The following is a 15681-nucleotide window of genomic DNA, read 5'->3' on the forward strand; positions in this document are numbered from 1 at the left end:
ATCGACCGGGCACTGCTCCACACACGCACCACAGGTCGTGCACGACCACAACACCTCGGGATCGATGATGCCCTCGACATCCTCACCACCGACCAGCGGACGCTCCGCCTCAGCCCCCGCCTTGCCGTTGAGCAGGTAGGGGGCCTTGGCATAGGTGTGGTCGCGCAGCGATGTGATCAACAGCTTGGGCGAGAGCGGCTTGCCGGTGTTCCAGGCTGGGCACTGCGACTGGCAGCGGCCGCACTCGGTGCAGGTCGTGAAGTCCAGCAGGCCTTTCCAGCTGAAATCCTCGATCTTGCCGACGCCGAAGGTGTCGTTGTCCGGGTCCGCGGTCTCCATCTCGATCGGCTTGCCGCCCGACAGCATCGGCTTGGCCGCGCCGAGGGCGACGCCGCCGTCGGCCTCACGCTTGAAGTAGATGTTGAAGAACGCCGCGAAGCGGTGCCACGCCACACCCCAGTCGATATTGCGGCTGACCACCACCACCCACACCAGGGCCGTCATCAGCTTGCAGAAGGCGAAGACCGAGACCGCCGCGGCGCTCGCGGGCAGCAGCTTGGCGATATTCATGCTGACGAAGTCGCTGGCGGCACGGTGTTCTCCGGTGTAGGCGATGACCAGAGCCTTCACTCCGACCATGCTGATGCCCTCGGAAACCACGATGAACTCGACGAAGTAGGCCGCCAGGAAATTCGAGCCGGAGAACCTCGACAGCCGCGCGGGTCGGCGCGGGTGGTTCGCCTGCCGGATGATGACCAGCGCCAGCCCGCCGATGATGGTGCCGAGACCCAGCAACTCGTCGAGGAGGTGGTAGACGAGGGTGTCACCGATCCACGGCCAGGTGAAGGTGGGGCTGAAGATCTGCCCCTGGGCCTGGAAGACGGTGACGAATCCGATCAGGAAGCCGACCATGACGAGCCAGTGCGCCCAGCCGACGGTCCGGAACTTCACCATGCGGGTGTGCGCGGCGAATTCCTTTACCATGGTGCCGAATCGCGGCAGGAACGGCCGGAACCGGTCCGGGGCGGGCTGCCCCAGTCGGATGGTGCGGACCATCCGGCGTATCGCCACTATGAACCCGGCCCACGCGGGGACACCGATCAGTATGGAGATGATGCCCAGCGTCATCTGCAGGGGGCTCATACAGTGCCTTTCACTTACGAAGGGACGCAATATCGTTCGTCGCTCGGCGCATCATAACTCGACCTAAGCTACTCACGGGTAACAGGCACGGCCGACCGCATCGGATTCCGGGAGCGACGGGCATGGACACCCGGATCAATACCGCGCAGTCTGCAAATTTCGGCGAGTCCGCCTGTCAGCAGCACATCGGTTTCCGCCAGCGCACCAATGGTTTCCGCCCCGAGCACCACCATCAGTTGCCGAATCCGAGTGATCCACCCGGTGATGGCGGCGATCAACGCCTCGACTCCCTCCGTCTCGAGGATCGACAGAAAGTGCCCGGACACCCCCACCGCTCGAGCGCCGAGCGCGAGCGCGCGCACGACGTCGAGCGGCGTGCGCACTCCCCCCGAGGCCAGCAGTGTGACCCCGTGCAGCAGCGCCGCATCGGCTCCGTCGATCAGGCAGGCCGGGGTGGACAGGCCCCAGTCGGCGAGCAGGCCGAAGTCGGCTCGCCGCCGCCTGGCATTCTCGATCAGCGCGAAATTCGTTCCGCCATTGCCGGATACGTCGACAATCCGCACGCCCAGGTCGGCCAGCTGGGTGACCGTATCGGCACTGATCCCGAAGCCGACTTCCTTGACGATCACCGGTATACCCAGGGTCTCGGCCAAGCGGGCGATATTGCGCGGCCAGGCCGAGAAGTCCCGATCACCCTCCGGCATCACGATCTCCTGGATCGCGTTGGCGTGCACCTGCAGTGCGTCGGCGTCCAATAGTTCCACCGCCCGGATCGCCATGTCGGGGGTGGCGTTGGCATTGACATTGGCGATGACATACCCGTCCGGATTCTCCTCGCGCAGGACGCGGTAGGTCGCGGCCACCGAGCTGTCCGCCAGATACGCGCTCATCGAGCCCGACGCGATGGCCAGGCCGGTCTCCCGGGCGGCGATGGCCAACCCGCGATTCACCTCCCCGGTGCGGGCGCTGCCGCCGGTCATCGCGTTGATGTACAGGGGCGTCGGCCAGATCGCACCGCCCACCTCGGTGGCCAGCGAGATGGCGTGCTCCGCGGTGCCCCGGAGCGCGTGGTGGACGAAGGCGACCTCGTCGAACGGAGTCGCGCGATGCCCGGCCAGTGACTCGCGATGCTGCGCGACGGCCAGGCGGACGTGATCGTCCTTGCGGCTGGCATAGCTCATCCGATGCTCCCTTTCCTCTGGTGTACCCGCAGATTCAGCGGCTCGATCCCGGCGGCTCGCCAACGCCGCCACAGGATCGGGGCGCGGGCGGGATCGATCAGGGCGATCCCGCAGTCGCCGCCGCCCGCACCCGAGCTCTTCGCCACCGCACCGAGTTCCTCGGCCAGACAGCGCAATCGAGCCAGGTCGGGGCTTTCGATGGCCAGACCGGACAGGGTGGCCAGGCCGCGCAGCAATCGCCCCGCGGTACTCAGCGCGGCCTCGACCGCACGATCGTCGCCGTCGCGGCAGGCCGCCGCGAACCGGTCGACGCAGTGATCGCTGGCGGTGACGAATTCCCGATAGGCCGAACGGCGGTGTCGGACAGCTTGTTTCATCGCCGACACCAGCTCGCCGGACTTCGCCGGTCTGCCGACCCAGCCCACTTCGAGCGAGAGCCCCCGAGGCGGCGGCAGCGACCGTACCGCCAGGTGTTTCCACGGTTGACGGATCAGCGTGGCGAAACTCCGGTCGTCTCGCGCCAGCGCGGCGGTCAGGGCCGCACGATCCGGGGTCCGGTAATACACCCAGCCGCCGCGCGCCGAGGCCGCGACATCACCGCCGGAGCAGTGCGGATCCACCGAGAACACCGACAGCAGAGCCAGTTTCAGCTCCATGTCCGGATTCAGCGACAGCCCGTATGCCCGGGCGGCGGCCCGGACCACCGCCACGGTCACCGCGCCGGAGGAGCCCAGCCCGTATTTGCGGCCCGTTCCGGGATCGTCCAGCTGGGAGTCGATATCGAGGGCGAATCCCGTCGGCTCGTGCTCCGACTCGGCGGCATAGCGATCGACGACCTCCAGGGCGGCCAGCACATGGGACAACCCGGCCGCGTCGGCCGTCGTCGCCGAGACCGGCACGAAACCTGTTCCGCGGTGGATGAATTCGATGACACGTCCCGGAGCGTGGCTGGTCGTGATCGTCCGGACCGCCGGGCCCGCCGACGTCGTCCGGGTCAGACGCAGACGCACCTGACGATCGATCCCCACCAGCACGGCCGCGCTGCCCGGCTCCAGGACCGCGTATTCGCCGACGATGTACAGCTTGCCCGGAACCGCGACCGTGATCATCGATGTCCATTGCCGCAGATAACGGCACCGGGTCCGGAAGTGGCGATCACGATCCGCTCGGCCGCACCGACCACTTCGGCGACGGCGGCCGCGACGGCGGCGCTGTCGCGGGAATCGCACAGCACCTTCACATTCGGACCGGCGTCCATCGTGGCCCACGCGCCGATACCCGCGGCGCGCAACTCCTGCACCCGGTCCAGCACCGCGAGGGTGCCGGCCGCGAGATACCGTACGGCGGGCCGAGCACCGAGCATGGTGGCGTGCATCCCGAGGGCGTTCGCCTCCGCGATTTCCCCTACGGTCGCCAGATCGCCCGCCCGCAGGGCCGCGCGCATGCGGTCGAGATGCCGGGCGGACTCCGCCACCCACGGCGGGTAGAACGGCGAGGTGGACACCGTCCGCCGCATCGCTTCCCTACTGGGAACGGCCTTTTCGCGGGTATCGACCAGGGCCACCACCAGCGCCGCATCCATCGGCGGCACGTCGATCGGCTCGGCGAAGCTGCTCAGGTCACCGGCGGCACCGACGCCCTCGCCGCGCCACCACACTACGAAGCCGCCGAAGACCGATCGTGCCGCGCTGCCGGACCCGCGGCGCGCCAGCCGAGACAGCGCGCGCGGGTCCAGGTCCAGTCCGTAGGCGGTCGCGGCGGCCAGCGCCAGGGCGGCGAAACCCGCTGCCGAGGAGGCCAGTCCGGCTCCGGTCGGCACCGTGTTCGCGGTGTCGACCATCGCGTACCGCCGGTCGCCGGACCCCGCGCGCACCAGGTCGAGGAATCGTGCGACCCGCCCGGTGAACGCCTCCGATGCGGGTGCTCCGGCGAGGGTCACGCGGTCGGCGGTCAACTCCGGTCTCGGCTCGACCGTGGTCGTGGTCGGGAATTCCCGCAGGGTCAGCGACAGGCTGGTGGTCATGGGCAGGTGCAGGACTTCGTCCCGCTTACCCCAGTACTTGATCAAGGCGATATTCGGATTTGCAACCGCCGCAATGGAATTCATGTGCGCACCGGCCCCAACGGAACCTCGAGACAGCGCTGGGCGCCCGCCGCGAGCAGGGCCGCGCGCACGGCCGGGGCATCGGTGGTCAGTGCTATGACGCAGCCGCCGAGCCCGCCGCCGGAGAGTTTGGCGCCGAGCGCGCCTCCGGCCAGCGCGGCGGCCACCAGCCCGTCCACGGCCGGGCAGCTGACGCCCAACCGCACCAGAATCCCTTGTGCGGCGGTCATGGCCCGGCCCAATTCGGCGAACCGCCCGAGGCGCAGATCCTCGGCGGCCCCCGTGCTGAGCTGCCCGGCCCGCTCGAGCAGTGCCTCACCCTCCGCCCCGAGCTCGGCCAGTCGCCGACGCACGAGGGCCACCGCCTGGCGGGTGCTCCCGGCGACACCGGTGTCGGCTACCACCAGGACCGCTCGAACCTCGCTGTCCGCCACCGGAAGTGGTCGCACCACCCCGTCCTGGAACCACAGCGGGCCCACCGCGCTGATCACCGTGCGCGCGTCGATGCCGCTGGCGTTGCCGTGTGCCAGCGCTTCGGACTCCTGCACCAGCGTGAAAAGGGTTTCATCGGAGAGCTTTCGATCCGACAGGTCGGCCACCGCCGCGATGATGGCCGCCGCGGTGGCCGCGCTCGAGCCCAGACCCCGCTCGCGCGGGATATCGCTGTCGACGGCTACGGCCAGGTCGGCCTGGGGAACCCGAAGATATCGGCAGACCGCCGCGATGGCCGTCCGCGCCACCGCGGTGTCGTCCGGTCGCGCGGCGTTTCCCCCGGATCGGTGCGCGGTGGCGGTCACTCCCAGATCGGGCACCGGCAGCGAGATCGCCGGACGACCGTACAGCACCACGTGTTCACCGAGCAGGATCAGTTTGGCGGCGGCCCGGCCCGTGCCGAGCAGACCATTGTCCGGCCGTATCGTGTCCATTCTCATGCCGGAATCGGGTGACGCGCCTCGTACATTCGCGAATGCCCGGCGACAGCCCGCAACCGGTACGGTCCGGCGCCGTCGATTTCCAGAGTCTTCGACGAGCCGTCCTCGGGGAGATCGAAATCCCTTATCGCACGGTATCTTTCGTACGAGATCGGCTGACGTCGCGCGATGGCCTCCCGATTGGCGGAGGTCCGCAGCCGCTGCCGGTATCCCGGCACCATCGACAGTCCGAAAAACTCCGCCACACAACCGGATCCGTAGCTCAGCAGCCCGACCGCGCGTCCGCTCAGATCCTCGGCGTGGTCGAGCAGCGACAGCAGGCCCACATACAGCGAGGCGGTATAGCTGTTGCCGATCAGGCGGTTGTAGACGGTGGTGTGGGCGAGATCCGCGTCCAGCCTTTCCTTGTCGACGCCGATGCCGTGGATCTCGAGCAGCCGCGAGTGCGCCTTGTAGGCCATTTTCGTAAAGGGCTGGTGATAGCAGAAGGCCGCGAAGTCATCGATCGTCCGGCCGCCACGGGCTTCGTAGTCTTTCCACGCCTGTTCGGCGGCCTCGATGTACAGCGAGACCGACAGCTTGCCGTCGACCATCGGCGTCGAGCGATAGTTGGGCCGCCAGAAGTCCTGCACATTGGCGGTGTACAGACCCGAACCGGGTTCCAGCACGGCGATGGCCGGGTCCGCCGACACCAGCATGGCGACGGCGGCCGCGCCCTGGGTGGCCTCACCAGCGGAATCGATATCGTATTTCGCGATATCGCTGGTGAGCACCAAAACCTTGTGATCGGGATCGCGATGCACGAGCCCGGCCGCGAACTGCAGCGCCGACGTACCGCCGTAGCACGCCTGCTTCAATTCCACCGCCCGCGTCGAGGACGGTAGTCCGAGCAGATCCTGCACGTAGATCGCGGCGGCCTTGGACTGGTCGATTCCGGTTTCGGTGGCGAGCAGGACGGTGTGAATGTCCCCCGCGTCGTGCTCGGCCAGAATCTGTTTCGCCGCGGCCGCGGCCATTGTGACGATGTCCTCGTCGGTCGCCGGAACGGTCTGCGTCGCCTGTCCCAGACCGAGGGTGTACTTGCCGGGGTCGACGCCGTGGCGCTCCGCCAATTCCCCGAGGTTCAGCGCGTAGTGCCCGGTCGCCAACGCGAGATCGTGAATTCCTATGGGAGACAGCACGTCAATTCTCTCCATCCGATGATGAGCGTTCGAAATCGAGATGCGTCCGCATCAGTTCCCCGGCGTTCGTCTGGGCCGCCATCAGCGATAGCTCGCCGCACAGGACCGATGCCGCGGTCACCACGGCCAGCCGCCGGGCGTTCTCCCCCGCCGGGCGTTCCGCACGGCATCCCAGCCTGGCCAGATTCGCCGCGGCGAAATCCAACCCCCTTCCGTTTCCCACGGTTCCGACAATGACATTCGGCAGTGTGCACGAAAAATAGAGATCGCCGTCGCGGTCCTCGGCGTGCGTGATGCCCTGTGAGCCCTCCACGATATTCGCCGCGTCCTGTCCGGTGGCCAGGTAGACGGCCAGCAACATGTTGGCGTAATGCGCGTTCGCGGTGCGGATTCCGCCCGCCAGACTCGTTCCGATCAAGTTCTTGTGGACATTGAGCGCCGCCACCCGCCGCGCGGTCGTGCGCAGATCGTTCTCCACCACGGCCCGCGGGATCAGCAGTTCGGTCACCACGTTCTTGCCGCGGCCGAGGATGCCGTTGACCGCGGACGCCTTCTTGTCGGTGCAGAGGTTTCCCGACACGGATTCGTAGCGCACGCCGGGGAATACCCGCACGATGTAGGCGAGGAGCGCATCGGCCGCCAGGGTCGCCATATTGTGGCCGGAGGCGTCTCCGGTGGCGAATTCGAATCGCAGGAACAGCAGGTTCCCGGCGATCTGGTGATGGACCTCCAGGAGCTCGGCATAGCGGCTGGATTCGGAGACGATCCGGCGCATGTCGGCCAGCGAGTCCCCGAGCCGACGGACCGTCGCCAGCGCGGTTCCGGCGTCGTCGGCCTCGAGCAGGACCGACCGGGTCATCCGTTCATCGACGAGGGTGGCCACGATGCCGCGTTCACAGCGTCTGGTGACCTTCGCGCCGCGCGCGACCGACGGCCACAGCGGCGATTCGTAAGTGGCCAGCGGTATTTCGACCAGTTCGTCCATCACATTACCAGTGATCTTGGCCGGGCCCACCCAGCGCAGTGGGACTATCGCCGCATCCAACTCGGGCCCGGCGCCGTTAACAGACATTTAATCTCCCACAGCTCCAATCGATTTCATGCCGCTCTGAATCACCGACGAATCACCGTCCAGGACAAGGCAACCTGGTAAGTGTCGACCAACGGAGCACTTCTCTGTGAAGTCAATTCACATGTACCGCAACCAAAGTCGGCCACGGTATTACCGCACATGTCGATCTCCCCAGCAAGCACGGAAGACCGTTATAAAGCTCACCGCGCGCGACGCCCGGCCCACGAGGCGGCGCAGACATGCCCACCTCACCCCAGGAGATCGCCCCACCTGCGGAAATGCTTCGAATCATGCTGTGCAACTGAGACTTTCACGCAGTTGCACACCCCATGGATCCTGTGGATCGACACAGCCGCACGGGTACCCGACCATGGACGGACCACAACGGCACCCGCTCACCTCCGCCCCCCTTGCCGGGTCAGGTACTCTCGGGTAACTTTCGATTGATGATCTTGAAAGGCCAAGGGACACTACGCTTTTGGAGCAGTCCTCGAAATTGAACCGCATCAGAACCTCCTTGGAGATCGCATCACTGGTCACCGTCGGATCGCCCAGATCCGAGGGTGAGGATCATTCACATATCGAAAGGCTGGTCGAGGCCGAGTGGCCTTTGCCACCAATTCTCGTTCATCGGCCGACATTGCGAGTTATCGATGGATTTCACCGCACATTCGCCGCGCGACTGAAGGGATTCACACATATTGATGCATATCTGGTGGACGGTTCCGAGGAGCTCGCGTTCATTGTCGGGGTCCGGGAGAACACGACCCACGGCCTGCCGCTGTCGCTGAGCGATCGGCGTGCGGCTGCGGAGCGCATCATGCGGACACATCCGCACTGGTCGGATCGTTCGATCGCGACCACCGCGGGCCTGTCCGCGAAGACCGTGGCCTCGATCCGGGCCCGCATCGATGAGGATTCACGGTCGACCCACCGCCTGGGCAGCGACGGCCGCCTGCGACCCGTCGACACCAAGTCGGCCCGGCGCACCGCCGCCGAGCTGATCCTGGCCCGTCCCGACGCGTCGCTGCGCAGCATCGCCCAGGAGGTGGGTCTGTCTCCGTCCACCGTTCGCGACGTCCGCACGCGGCTCGAACGCGGGGAGGATCCACTCCTGCATTCGAACGACAGCAAAACGACGCGCATACCCCCGGATTCGGTGAGCAAACCCCCGGAAACTCCCGACCGGACCGCCCTGCTCCCGCTTCCCGACAAACCCGCGAATCTCGGCGCCCTGCTGGCGCTGCTGTCCCGGGACCCCGCATTACGTATGAGTGCCAGTGGCCGCGACCTCCTGCGGTGGCTACATCAGCACGCGGTGCAGGGCAGCGATATCGAGAAGATAGCCGACGCCGCTCTACCCCATACGTGGGAACACATCGTCGAATTCGCGTATCAATGCGCGGTCAACTGGTCGAACATCGCTCGGGATCTGCAAACTCGTATGAGCGCAGTGCCGAAAAACTAGCACTTATCGGAGTAGTCGACATGTCAAAGATCGCAGTCATCACCAGCGGCTTGCAATACGATATCGTCGGAAAGAACCCGGAGCGTCAGGCGGCGATCACCGCGGCGACTCCACATGTGACGGAATTCTTGTCCGCCATGCGGAAGCGCGGTCATCCCATTTTTCACCTGCAGCTCCTCAACACACCCGACGACCCCCTCGCGGAGAGGTACGACGGTCGCATTCCCGCCCTCCGGGGCACCGCGGGCGCCGAGGTTATTCGCGAATTCCTCGACCCGGAAGACATCATTCAGGAGCGGAGCAAGGACAGCGGTTTCTACGAGACCGACCTGCACCAGCGCCTTCAGGCGATCGGCGTCGAGACCCTGATTCTCATCGGTCTGCAAACTCAGATCTGTATTCAGACGACGGCGGCCGACGCATTCTTTCGCGGATACATCGTCGGAGTCCCGAGCGACTGCGTATTCTCCGCCGTCGAAGCCGACCGTCGGCGCGCGCTCGAATGGCTCGAGGGCTACTGCGCCACGGTCGCCAGCTCCGAGGAACTGTTGCGGACGATCGATGAGAACGGCGGTCTCCCGCGGAAGGAGACCAAGACACCGTGACACTCACAACCCAGCAGATGACTCTCGAAACGCAGCAGATCCAACTCGATCACGGCACCGGCGCCATGCTGTCGGGCGAGCTCGTGGAGTTCATCGCGCAGACCCTGGGCGATGTGTATGTGGGCGAGATGGAGGACAGCGCGGTCCTCGCTGTCGAAGGCAGCCATATCGCGATGACCACGGACAGCTTCGTGGTTGATCCGCCGTTCTTCGGCAACGGCGACATCGGAAAGATCGCCGTCTGCGGGACCGTCAACGATCTCGCGGTCTCGGGGGCGACTCCCCGCTACCTCACGCTCGGCCTGATCCTCGAGACGGGACTGCCGTTCGACCACCTGTTCCAGGTGCTGACCTCGATTCGGGAGACCGCGCGAGAAGCCGGAGTGCAGATCGTGTGCGGCGATACGAAGGTCGTGCGCGCCGGCGAGGCGGATCAGCTGTACCTCAACACGAGTGGGGTCGGCTTCTTCTCCCGGGAGCCCCTGCGGATGGATGCCGTGCGTCCCGGCGACGCGGTCGTGCTGTCCGGCCCGATCGGCAACCACACCGTTCACCTGCTGTCGATCCGGGAAGGTCTCGGCTTCGAAAGCCGGGTACGCAGCGACTGCGCACCGCTCAACACCCTGATCGATCGATTGTTCGCCGTCGCGCCCACCGGGTCGATTCACTCGATGCGGGATGTCACGCGCGGCGGCCTGTCGGCCGTATTGCACGAGTACGCAGGCAAATTGGACAAAGGCATCGTGATCGAGGCGGCGGCGCTGCCGATCCAGCACGAGACCGCGATGGCGGCGGACATGTTGGGGATCAACCCGCTGCACTGCGCCAACGAGGGGTGCCTGGCGATCTTCATCGATCCCGCCGCGACCGCCGACGTGCTCGCCACGCTGCACGGTCACGAGTACGGACGGCACGCCGTGGCCATCGGCGAAGTCACCGCACGAGATGGCGCCGCGGTGGTGCTGCGGGACTCCGAGGGCCGCGAATCGATCCTGCAACCGCTCCGGGGCGCAGAGCTGCCCCGGCTGTGCTGACGCGCCATGAGCGAACAGGCAACCTGGACGATCAGGGTCACCGGCGTCGTGCAAGGAGTCGGGTACCGTCCGTTCGTCTACAAGCTCGCCCGCGAGCGGCGCTTGACCGGCTGGGTTCGCAATGATCCCGAGGGCGTTCTTATAGAGGCCAGCGGCCTCGAGTCCGTGCTGCGGGTCTTCGGCGAGGAATTGGCGACCAAGGCTCCGGAGCTGGCCCGGGTCGACGGCGTGGTGGCCGTCAACAGGTCGGCCGGGGCATCGCGGGCCACCGAGTTCGAGATCGTGCACAGTGCGCACACCGGGGCGAAAGCGGCTCTGGTACCGGCTGATACGCACGTCTGCTCCGACTGTCTGGCCGAGCTGAACGATCCGGCCGACCGCCGTTATCGATATCCGTTCATCAATTGCACGAACTGCGGGCCGCGCTATTCGATCATTCGCGCACTGCCCTACGACCGGTCGCAGACCACCATGGCTTCCTTCGTCATGTGCGGGCGCTGCGACCGGGAGTATCGGGATCCGATGAGCCGGCGCTTCCACGCGCAGCCCAATGCCTGTGCGGACTGCGGACCTCGACTGTTCCTCGTCGACCGGCAGGGAACGCTCCTCGAGGGGGAGGAGGCGTTGCGGCGCTGTGCCCGGGAATTGGCGGCGGGGCGGGTCGCGGCCATCAAGAGCGTCGGTGGTTTCCACCTCGCCGTGGACGCACGGAACGCCGAGTCGGTGGCTTTGCTGCGCAAACGCAAACGCCGGGATTCGAAACCCTTCGCCGTCATGGTCCGGGATCTGGCCGCCACCCATCGGATCGTGGAAATGTCCCCGGCGGAGGAGGCGGTGCTGCGGTCGCCCGCGCGGCCGATTCTGCTCGCGCGCAAGCGTTCCGGAGCGATCCCAGAGGGCGTCGCGCCGAGAAGTCCGAACCTGGGCCTGATGCTGCCCTCCGCGCCGCATCATCACCTGCTGCTGGACGAATCCGGCTTGGACACGGTGGTCATGACGAGCGGAAACATCTCCGGCTATCCGATCGTCCATCGCAACGAGGACGCCCTCGGGCAGCTCTTCGAGATCGCCGACGTGATCCTCTATCACGATCGCGACATCGAGGTCAGGGTCGACGATTCCGTGGTGCGGTTGTCCTCGCATCCCGAGTTGGAAGACCCAGTGCTGACGTTCCTGCGCCGAGCGCGCGGGTATGCGCCGTACCCGGTGGAGATCGGCCGTCCGCTCGCGCCACTGGTCGCCTACGGCGCGGAACTCAAGACGACAGTGGCCCTTTCGGCCGGTTCCCGTGTCTTCCTCAGCCAGCACATCGGCGATCTGAAGAACGACGAAACCTATGCCTCCCACCGCAAGACGGCGGCACATCTGGCGTCGCTCTACGATTTGCGGCCCGCCGCGGGCGTTTACGACATGCACCCGCAATTCCGCTCCACCACCGCGCAGGAAGGCATCGGCGAATCGGGCGACCCCGTGTTCGTCCAGCACCATCACGCCCATATGGCCTCCTGCATGGCCGAGAATCGACTCACCGGGCAAGCCATCGGCGTGGTGTTCGACGGAGCCGGGTACGGCGGCGACGGCACCATCTGGGGTGGGGAATTCCTGGTCGGCGGCTTCGAAAGGGCCGAGCGCGCACGGCATTTGCGCCGCCTGACGCTGATCGGCGGCGACCGGGCGGTATACGAACCGATTCGGACCGCGGTATCGGTCGCGTTGGACGCGTTCGGCGATATCGACACGGCCGTCATGGCATTCCCGGCGATCGGGCGGTTGGAACCCGACCGTCGGCACGTGTACTCGACGATGCGGGCGCGCGGCGTCAATTCGCCGGAGGTGTCGAGCATGGGCCGGTTGTTCGACGCGGTCGCCGCCCTGGTGGATGTCTGCTCGTACGCCGAGTACGAAGCACAGGGCCCGATCGAGTTGGAGGGCTTACTCGGGCGTGACCTCGGTCTGGTCGACGGTTACGAGTTCGACTACACCACAACCGAAGTCGACTACCGACCGGTTATCCGCGCGATAGCGGCCGATCTCGATGCCGGGGTACCGATCCCCGAGATCAGCCGCAGGTTTCATTCCGGCGTGGTCACCATGGTGCGGCGCGGATGCCGCGAGATCTCCCGCGCGACCGGCATCCGGCAGGTGGTGCTTTCCGGCGGCGTATTCCTCAATGAATTCCTCCTGGTCAACTGCCTCGCGACGCTCGAGCGCGACGACTTCGAGGTCTACGGCCACCGTCAGGTCCCTCCGAACGACGGCGGCATCGCCCTCGGCCAGCTGGTGGTCGCGGACTCCCGGCGCGGCGCGTGATTCCGATACATCGGCAGGTCCTCGTCGATCTCCTGGTGCGATCCCGAACGAGTGCCCGCTGATCGCCGAATCGCCTCGGCCTATCTGGGTTTGGTGCCGCCGACCGCCGAACCGGTGCCCCCGCCCGACACTCGCTGGCATCCGGTCTCGGCCCTGCCCGCCATGTCCTTCGGCCACGGTACGGTCGTCCGGCACGCCCGAAATCGCCTGGCCGCCAAGCTCTCCTACACCAATATCTCGCCTTCGGCCTGGCCCCGAAGCCTTCACCATGTCCACGCTGCGCGAAATCTACTGCGCCGCACTCGGATACGTCACCGACGAATTCGCCACCCTCCGACCACCCCGCTAACCATCGGCATACCCTGGGGTTTCATGCCACACCGAGCACAGCGAACACAGTCGAGGAATACCTGGCGGAACTACCAGAGGACCGCAGACCCGCGCTGACCGCGCTACGGGAACTGCGCCGGGCGCGACTGACCGGGTTCCGGGAGGTCATGAACTACGGAATGCCCACCTACGAGCGCATGCCGATCGAGCACGGCATCCTGCGAGTAGCAACGACCCTGGAATTGCCGGATCAGCTTGCCGGGAACGGTATTTCGGTCGAGGAGGCGGCGCGCAGGGTCGGCGCCGTCCCCGCGCCGGTGCTGAAGGGGCACGCGAAGGCGAGCTCCGCTAGACCTGGGCCGCGGGCCGGAGGTCCATGTCCTGCTGGTGGAGTGCGGCGGTCGGCCAGGCGATGTCGTCGACGGCGAGCCAGGAGGTGACGGCGACGGCGGTGGGGGTGATGCCGGAGAAGGCGACTATGTCGCGGTGGAGGTGGGATTGGTCGGCGTAGCCGGTTTCGGCGGCGACGCGGGCCGGGTCGGTGCCGGCGGCGAGGCGGTGGACGGCGTGGTCGAAGCGGACCAGGGTGGCGGCTCGTTTGGGGGGCAGGCCGAGCTGGGTCTGGAATCGGGACCACAGGCGTTTGCGGGTCCAGCCGAGTTCGTCGGCGAGGGCGTCGACCCGGACCAGGCCGTGACCGGATCGGATGCGGCGCCAGGCCCACACCACCTCCGGGTCGGCCGCGGGCGCGGCCGCGTAGCGGCGGGCGAGCAGCGCCTCGATCAGTGCGAAACGTTGTTCCCACGACGGGGTTTCGGCCAGTCGTTCGCGGATCAGCGCGGACCCGCGACCCCACAGGGCGTCCAAAGGCACCAGGGCGTCCGACAATTCGGTGAGGGAGACGCCCAGGAGCGGACCCGCGATCAGGGGAGACAGGCGCACCTGCACGCATTCGATCTGCGCGCCGCGCACGCGCCGGGTGCCGGTCCCGAGCCCGCCGACGAGGCTGCCCCCGCACCGGCCCGCGGCGTCGTCGACGGTGACCGCGCCGGGGCCGAACTCCAGCAGCAGCGTGATGTCGGGATGCGGCAGCGCCAGCTGGTCAACAGGATTCACCCCGTGATCACGGAACCCGGCCATGCGGATGCCGGGGAGCCGGCCGGGCCGCGAGGGGCAGACGACATCCCAGACAGGTTCGGGTGCGGTGACGTGCACGCCTTCATGGTGGAGGCCGCGGAACATTTGTTCAAGCCGGGAGGCCGCGGTGACGGCGACAGTAAGTGCGTGAATTCTTCAGCTGTACTCCCAGACCGTTCGCAGACAGCGCAGGCCCAGCGCCGCGCCCGGAAACGCGGCCCGCGCCGCCCGATAGCCGCGGCTGTCGTCGGCGCGATGCTCGTGATCGGCAGCGCAGCGGTGACGACCCCGCAGAGCGCCGCGGCCACCGCCGATTCGACGCTGACCGTCGACGGCCAGGACATCCATATCAGCCAGGACGGTCCCGCCGGCGATCCGGCCCTCGTTTTGATCCACGGCCTCGGCGCCTCCACCCACTGGTTCGACCGGCTGACTCCGCTGCTGCCCGGCTATCACGTCATTCGCGTCGATCTGCTCGGCCACGGCGGATCCGCGAAACCCGCGGGTGACGACTATTCGATTCCGCAGCAAGGACATCGGGTCGCCGGTGTGCTCGACCAGCTCGGTATCCGGCACGCCCTCGTCGTCGGCCACTCCACCGGCGGCGCGGTCGCCACCTCGATCGCCGAACAACGCCCCGATCTGGTGACCGGCCTGGCCCTGATCGACGCCGGCCCCGCCATGAGCGACTACACCTCCGAAAGCCCGGCCTCCCAACTGCTCACCACCCCCGGCGTCGGCGACCTGCTCTGGCAGGTTCGCACCGACGACCTCCTTCGTCAGGCCCTGCACAGCGCCTTCGCCACCGACACCTACCCGATCCCCCAGCAGTTCGTCGACGACCTGCGCGGCATGACCTACCATGCTGTCACCGCGACAGACGCGGCCAGCACCGACTACATCAGCCAGCGCACCCTCCCGGACCGCCTCACCGACCTCGGCAAACCCCTCCTGGTGATCTTCGGTGACCAGGACCGCCGCTGGCGCCCCGACACCGCCACGGACGAATATCGCAGCGTCCCCGGTGCGACAGTGATGACCGTCCCCGACGCGGGGCACTCCCCCTTCGTCGAGGACCCATCGCGCACCGCCGAAATCCTGTTGCCCTTCAGCAGGATTCACGCCTCGTGAACGGCTCCGAACCCGTCGCGCGAGGAGTGCGCGTCCCCTGGATCGAGCGCGGG

General features: G+C 67.0%; 13 protein-coding genes and 1 pseudogene. 6 read left to right on the forward strand and 8 right to left on the reverse strand.

All coding sequences use genetic code 11. The features are described from left to right. From ACIRRA_RS17670 to ACIRRA_RS17700, 7 genes are all read right to left on the reverse strand, one after another. Positions 1 to 1143, reverse strand: a 1143-nt coding sequence (locus ACIRRA_RS17670) for a 4Fe-4S dicluster domain-containing protein (RefSeq protein ID WP_402768764.1), incomplete at its 3' end; no start/stop codon positions are given. 68 nt (positions 1144 to 1211) lie between these two features. Continuing rightward, positions 1212 to 2324, reverse strand: coding sequence for a type 2 isopentenyl-diphosphate Delta-isomerase (gene fni / locus ACIRRA_RS17675; RefSeq protein ID WP_402768767.1), 1113 nt, complete (start codon positions 2322 to 2324; stop codon positions 1212 to 1214). Beyond that, positions 2321 to 3433 (reverse strand): phosphomevalonate kinase, encoded by a 1113-nt coding sequence (locus ACIRRA_RS17680; protein WP_402768770.1) that lies wholly within the window; start codon positions 3431 to 3433, stop codon positions 2321 to 2323. The genes fni and ACIRRA_RS17680 overlap by 4 nt, the downstream gene beginning before the upstream one ends. Beyond that, on the reverse strand, positions 3430 to 4431 hold the full coding sequence (gene mvaD / locus ACIRRA_RS17685; RefSeq protein WP_402768773.1) for a diphosphomevalonate decarboxylase: 1002 nt from the start codon (positions 4429 to 4431) through the stop codon (positions 3430 to 3432). The genes ACIRRA_RS17680 and mvaD overlap by 4 nt, the downstream gene beginning before the upstream one ends. Beyond that, positions 4428 to 5360 (reverse strand): mevalonate kinase, encoded by a 933-nt coding sequence (gene mvk, locus ACIRRA_RS17690; protein ID WP_402768776.1) that lies wholly within the window; start codon positions 5358 to 5360, stop codon positions 4428 to 4430. Before mvk ends, mvaD begins: the two co-directional genes overlap by 4 nt. Continuing rightward, on the reverse strand, positions 5357 to 6541 hold the full coding sequence (locus ACIRRA_RS17695; RefSeq protein ID WP_402768778.1) for a hydroxymethylglutaryl-CoA synthase: 1185 nt from the start codon (positions 6539 to 6541) through the stop codon (positions 5357 to 5359). The genes mvk and ACIRRA_RS17695 overlap by 4 nt, the downstream gene beginning before the upstream one ends. A 1-nt stretch (position 6542) precedes the next feature. Next, complete coding sequence (locus ACIRRA_RS17700; protein ID WP_402768780.1) at positions 6543 to 7613, reverse strand: hydroxymethylglutaryl-CoA reductase; 1071 nt, start codon at positions 7611 to 7613, stop codon at positions 6543 to 6545. A gap of 715 nt (positions 7614 to 8328) precedes the next feature. On the opposite strand from ACIRRA_RS17700, the gene ACIRRA_RS17705 reads away from it, so the two are divergent. From ACIRRA_RS17705 to ACIRRA_RS17725, 5 genes and pseudogenes are all read left to right on the forward strand, one after another. Further along, positions 8329 to 9081, forward strand: a complete 753-nt coding sequence (locus tag ACIRRA_RS17705) for a hypothetical protein (protein WP_402768783.1) — start codon at positions 8329 to 8331, stop codon at positions 9079 to 9081. A gap of 20 nt (positions 9082 to 9101) precedes the next feature. Continuing rightward, on the forward strand, positions 9102 to 9686 hold the full coding sequence (locus ACIRRA_RS17710; protein WP_402768785.1) for an isochorismatase family cysteine hydrolase: 585 nt from the start codon (positions 9102 to 9104) through the stop codon (positions 9684 to 9686). Beyond that, entirely contained in the window at positions 9683 to 10720 is a 1038-nt protein-coding gene (gene hypE, locus ACIRRA_RS17715) for a hydrogenase expression/formation protein HypE (protein ID WP_402768788.1), read from the forward strand. The genes ACIRRA_RS17710 and hypE overlap by 4 nt, the downstream gene beginning before the upstream one ends. 6 nt (positions 10721 to 10726) lie before the next feature. Next, positions 10727 to 13030: a carbamoyltransferase HypF gene (gene hypF / locus ACIRRA_RS17720; protein ID WP_402768791.1), complete on the forward strand. Its 2304-nt coding sequence runs from the start codon at positions 10727 to 10729 to the stop codon at positions 13028 to 13030. A gap of 39 nt (positions 13031 to 13069) precedes the next feature. After that, positions 13070 to 13349 (forward strand): annotated as a pseudogene (locus ACIRRA_RS17725) (NUDIX hydrolase); the annotation flags it as partial. A 359-nt stretch (positions 13350 to 13708) separates the two neighbouring features. Here ACIRRA_RS17725 and ACIRRA_RS17730 read toward each other — a convergent pair. Then, complete coding sequence (locus tag ACIRRA_RS17730; protein WP_402768794.1) at positions 13709 to 14575, reverse strand: helix-turn-helix domain-containing protein; 867 nt, start codon at positions 14573 to 14575, stop codon at positions 13709 to 13711. A gap of 69 nt (positions 14576 to 14644) precedes the next feature. On the opposite strand from ACIRRA_RS17730, the gene ACIRRA_RS17735 reads away from it, so the two are divergent. Further along, complete coding sequence (locus ACIRRA_RS17735) at positions 14645 to 15628, forward strand: alpha/beta fold hydrolase (RefSeq protein WP_402768797.1); 984 nt, start codon at positions 14645 to 14647, stop codon at positions 15626 to 15628. Positions 15629 to 15681 lie beyond the last annotated feature (53 nt).

Source organism: Nocardia sp. NPDC101769 (genome assembly GCF_044766925.1).
Lineage (GTDB): Bacteria > Actinomycetota > Actinomycetes > Mycobacteriales > Mycobacteriaceae > Nocardia.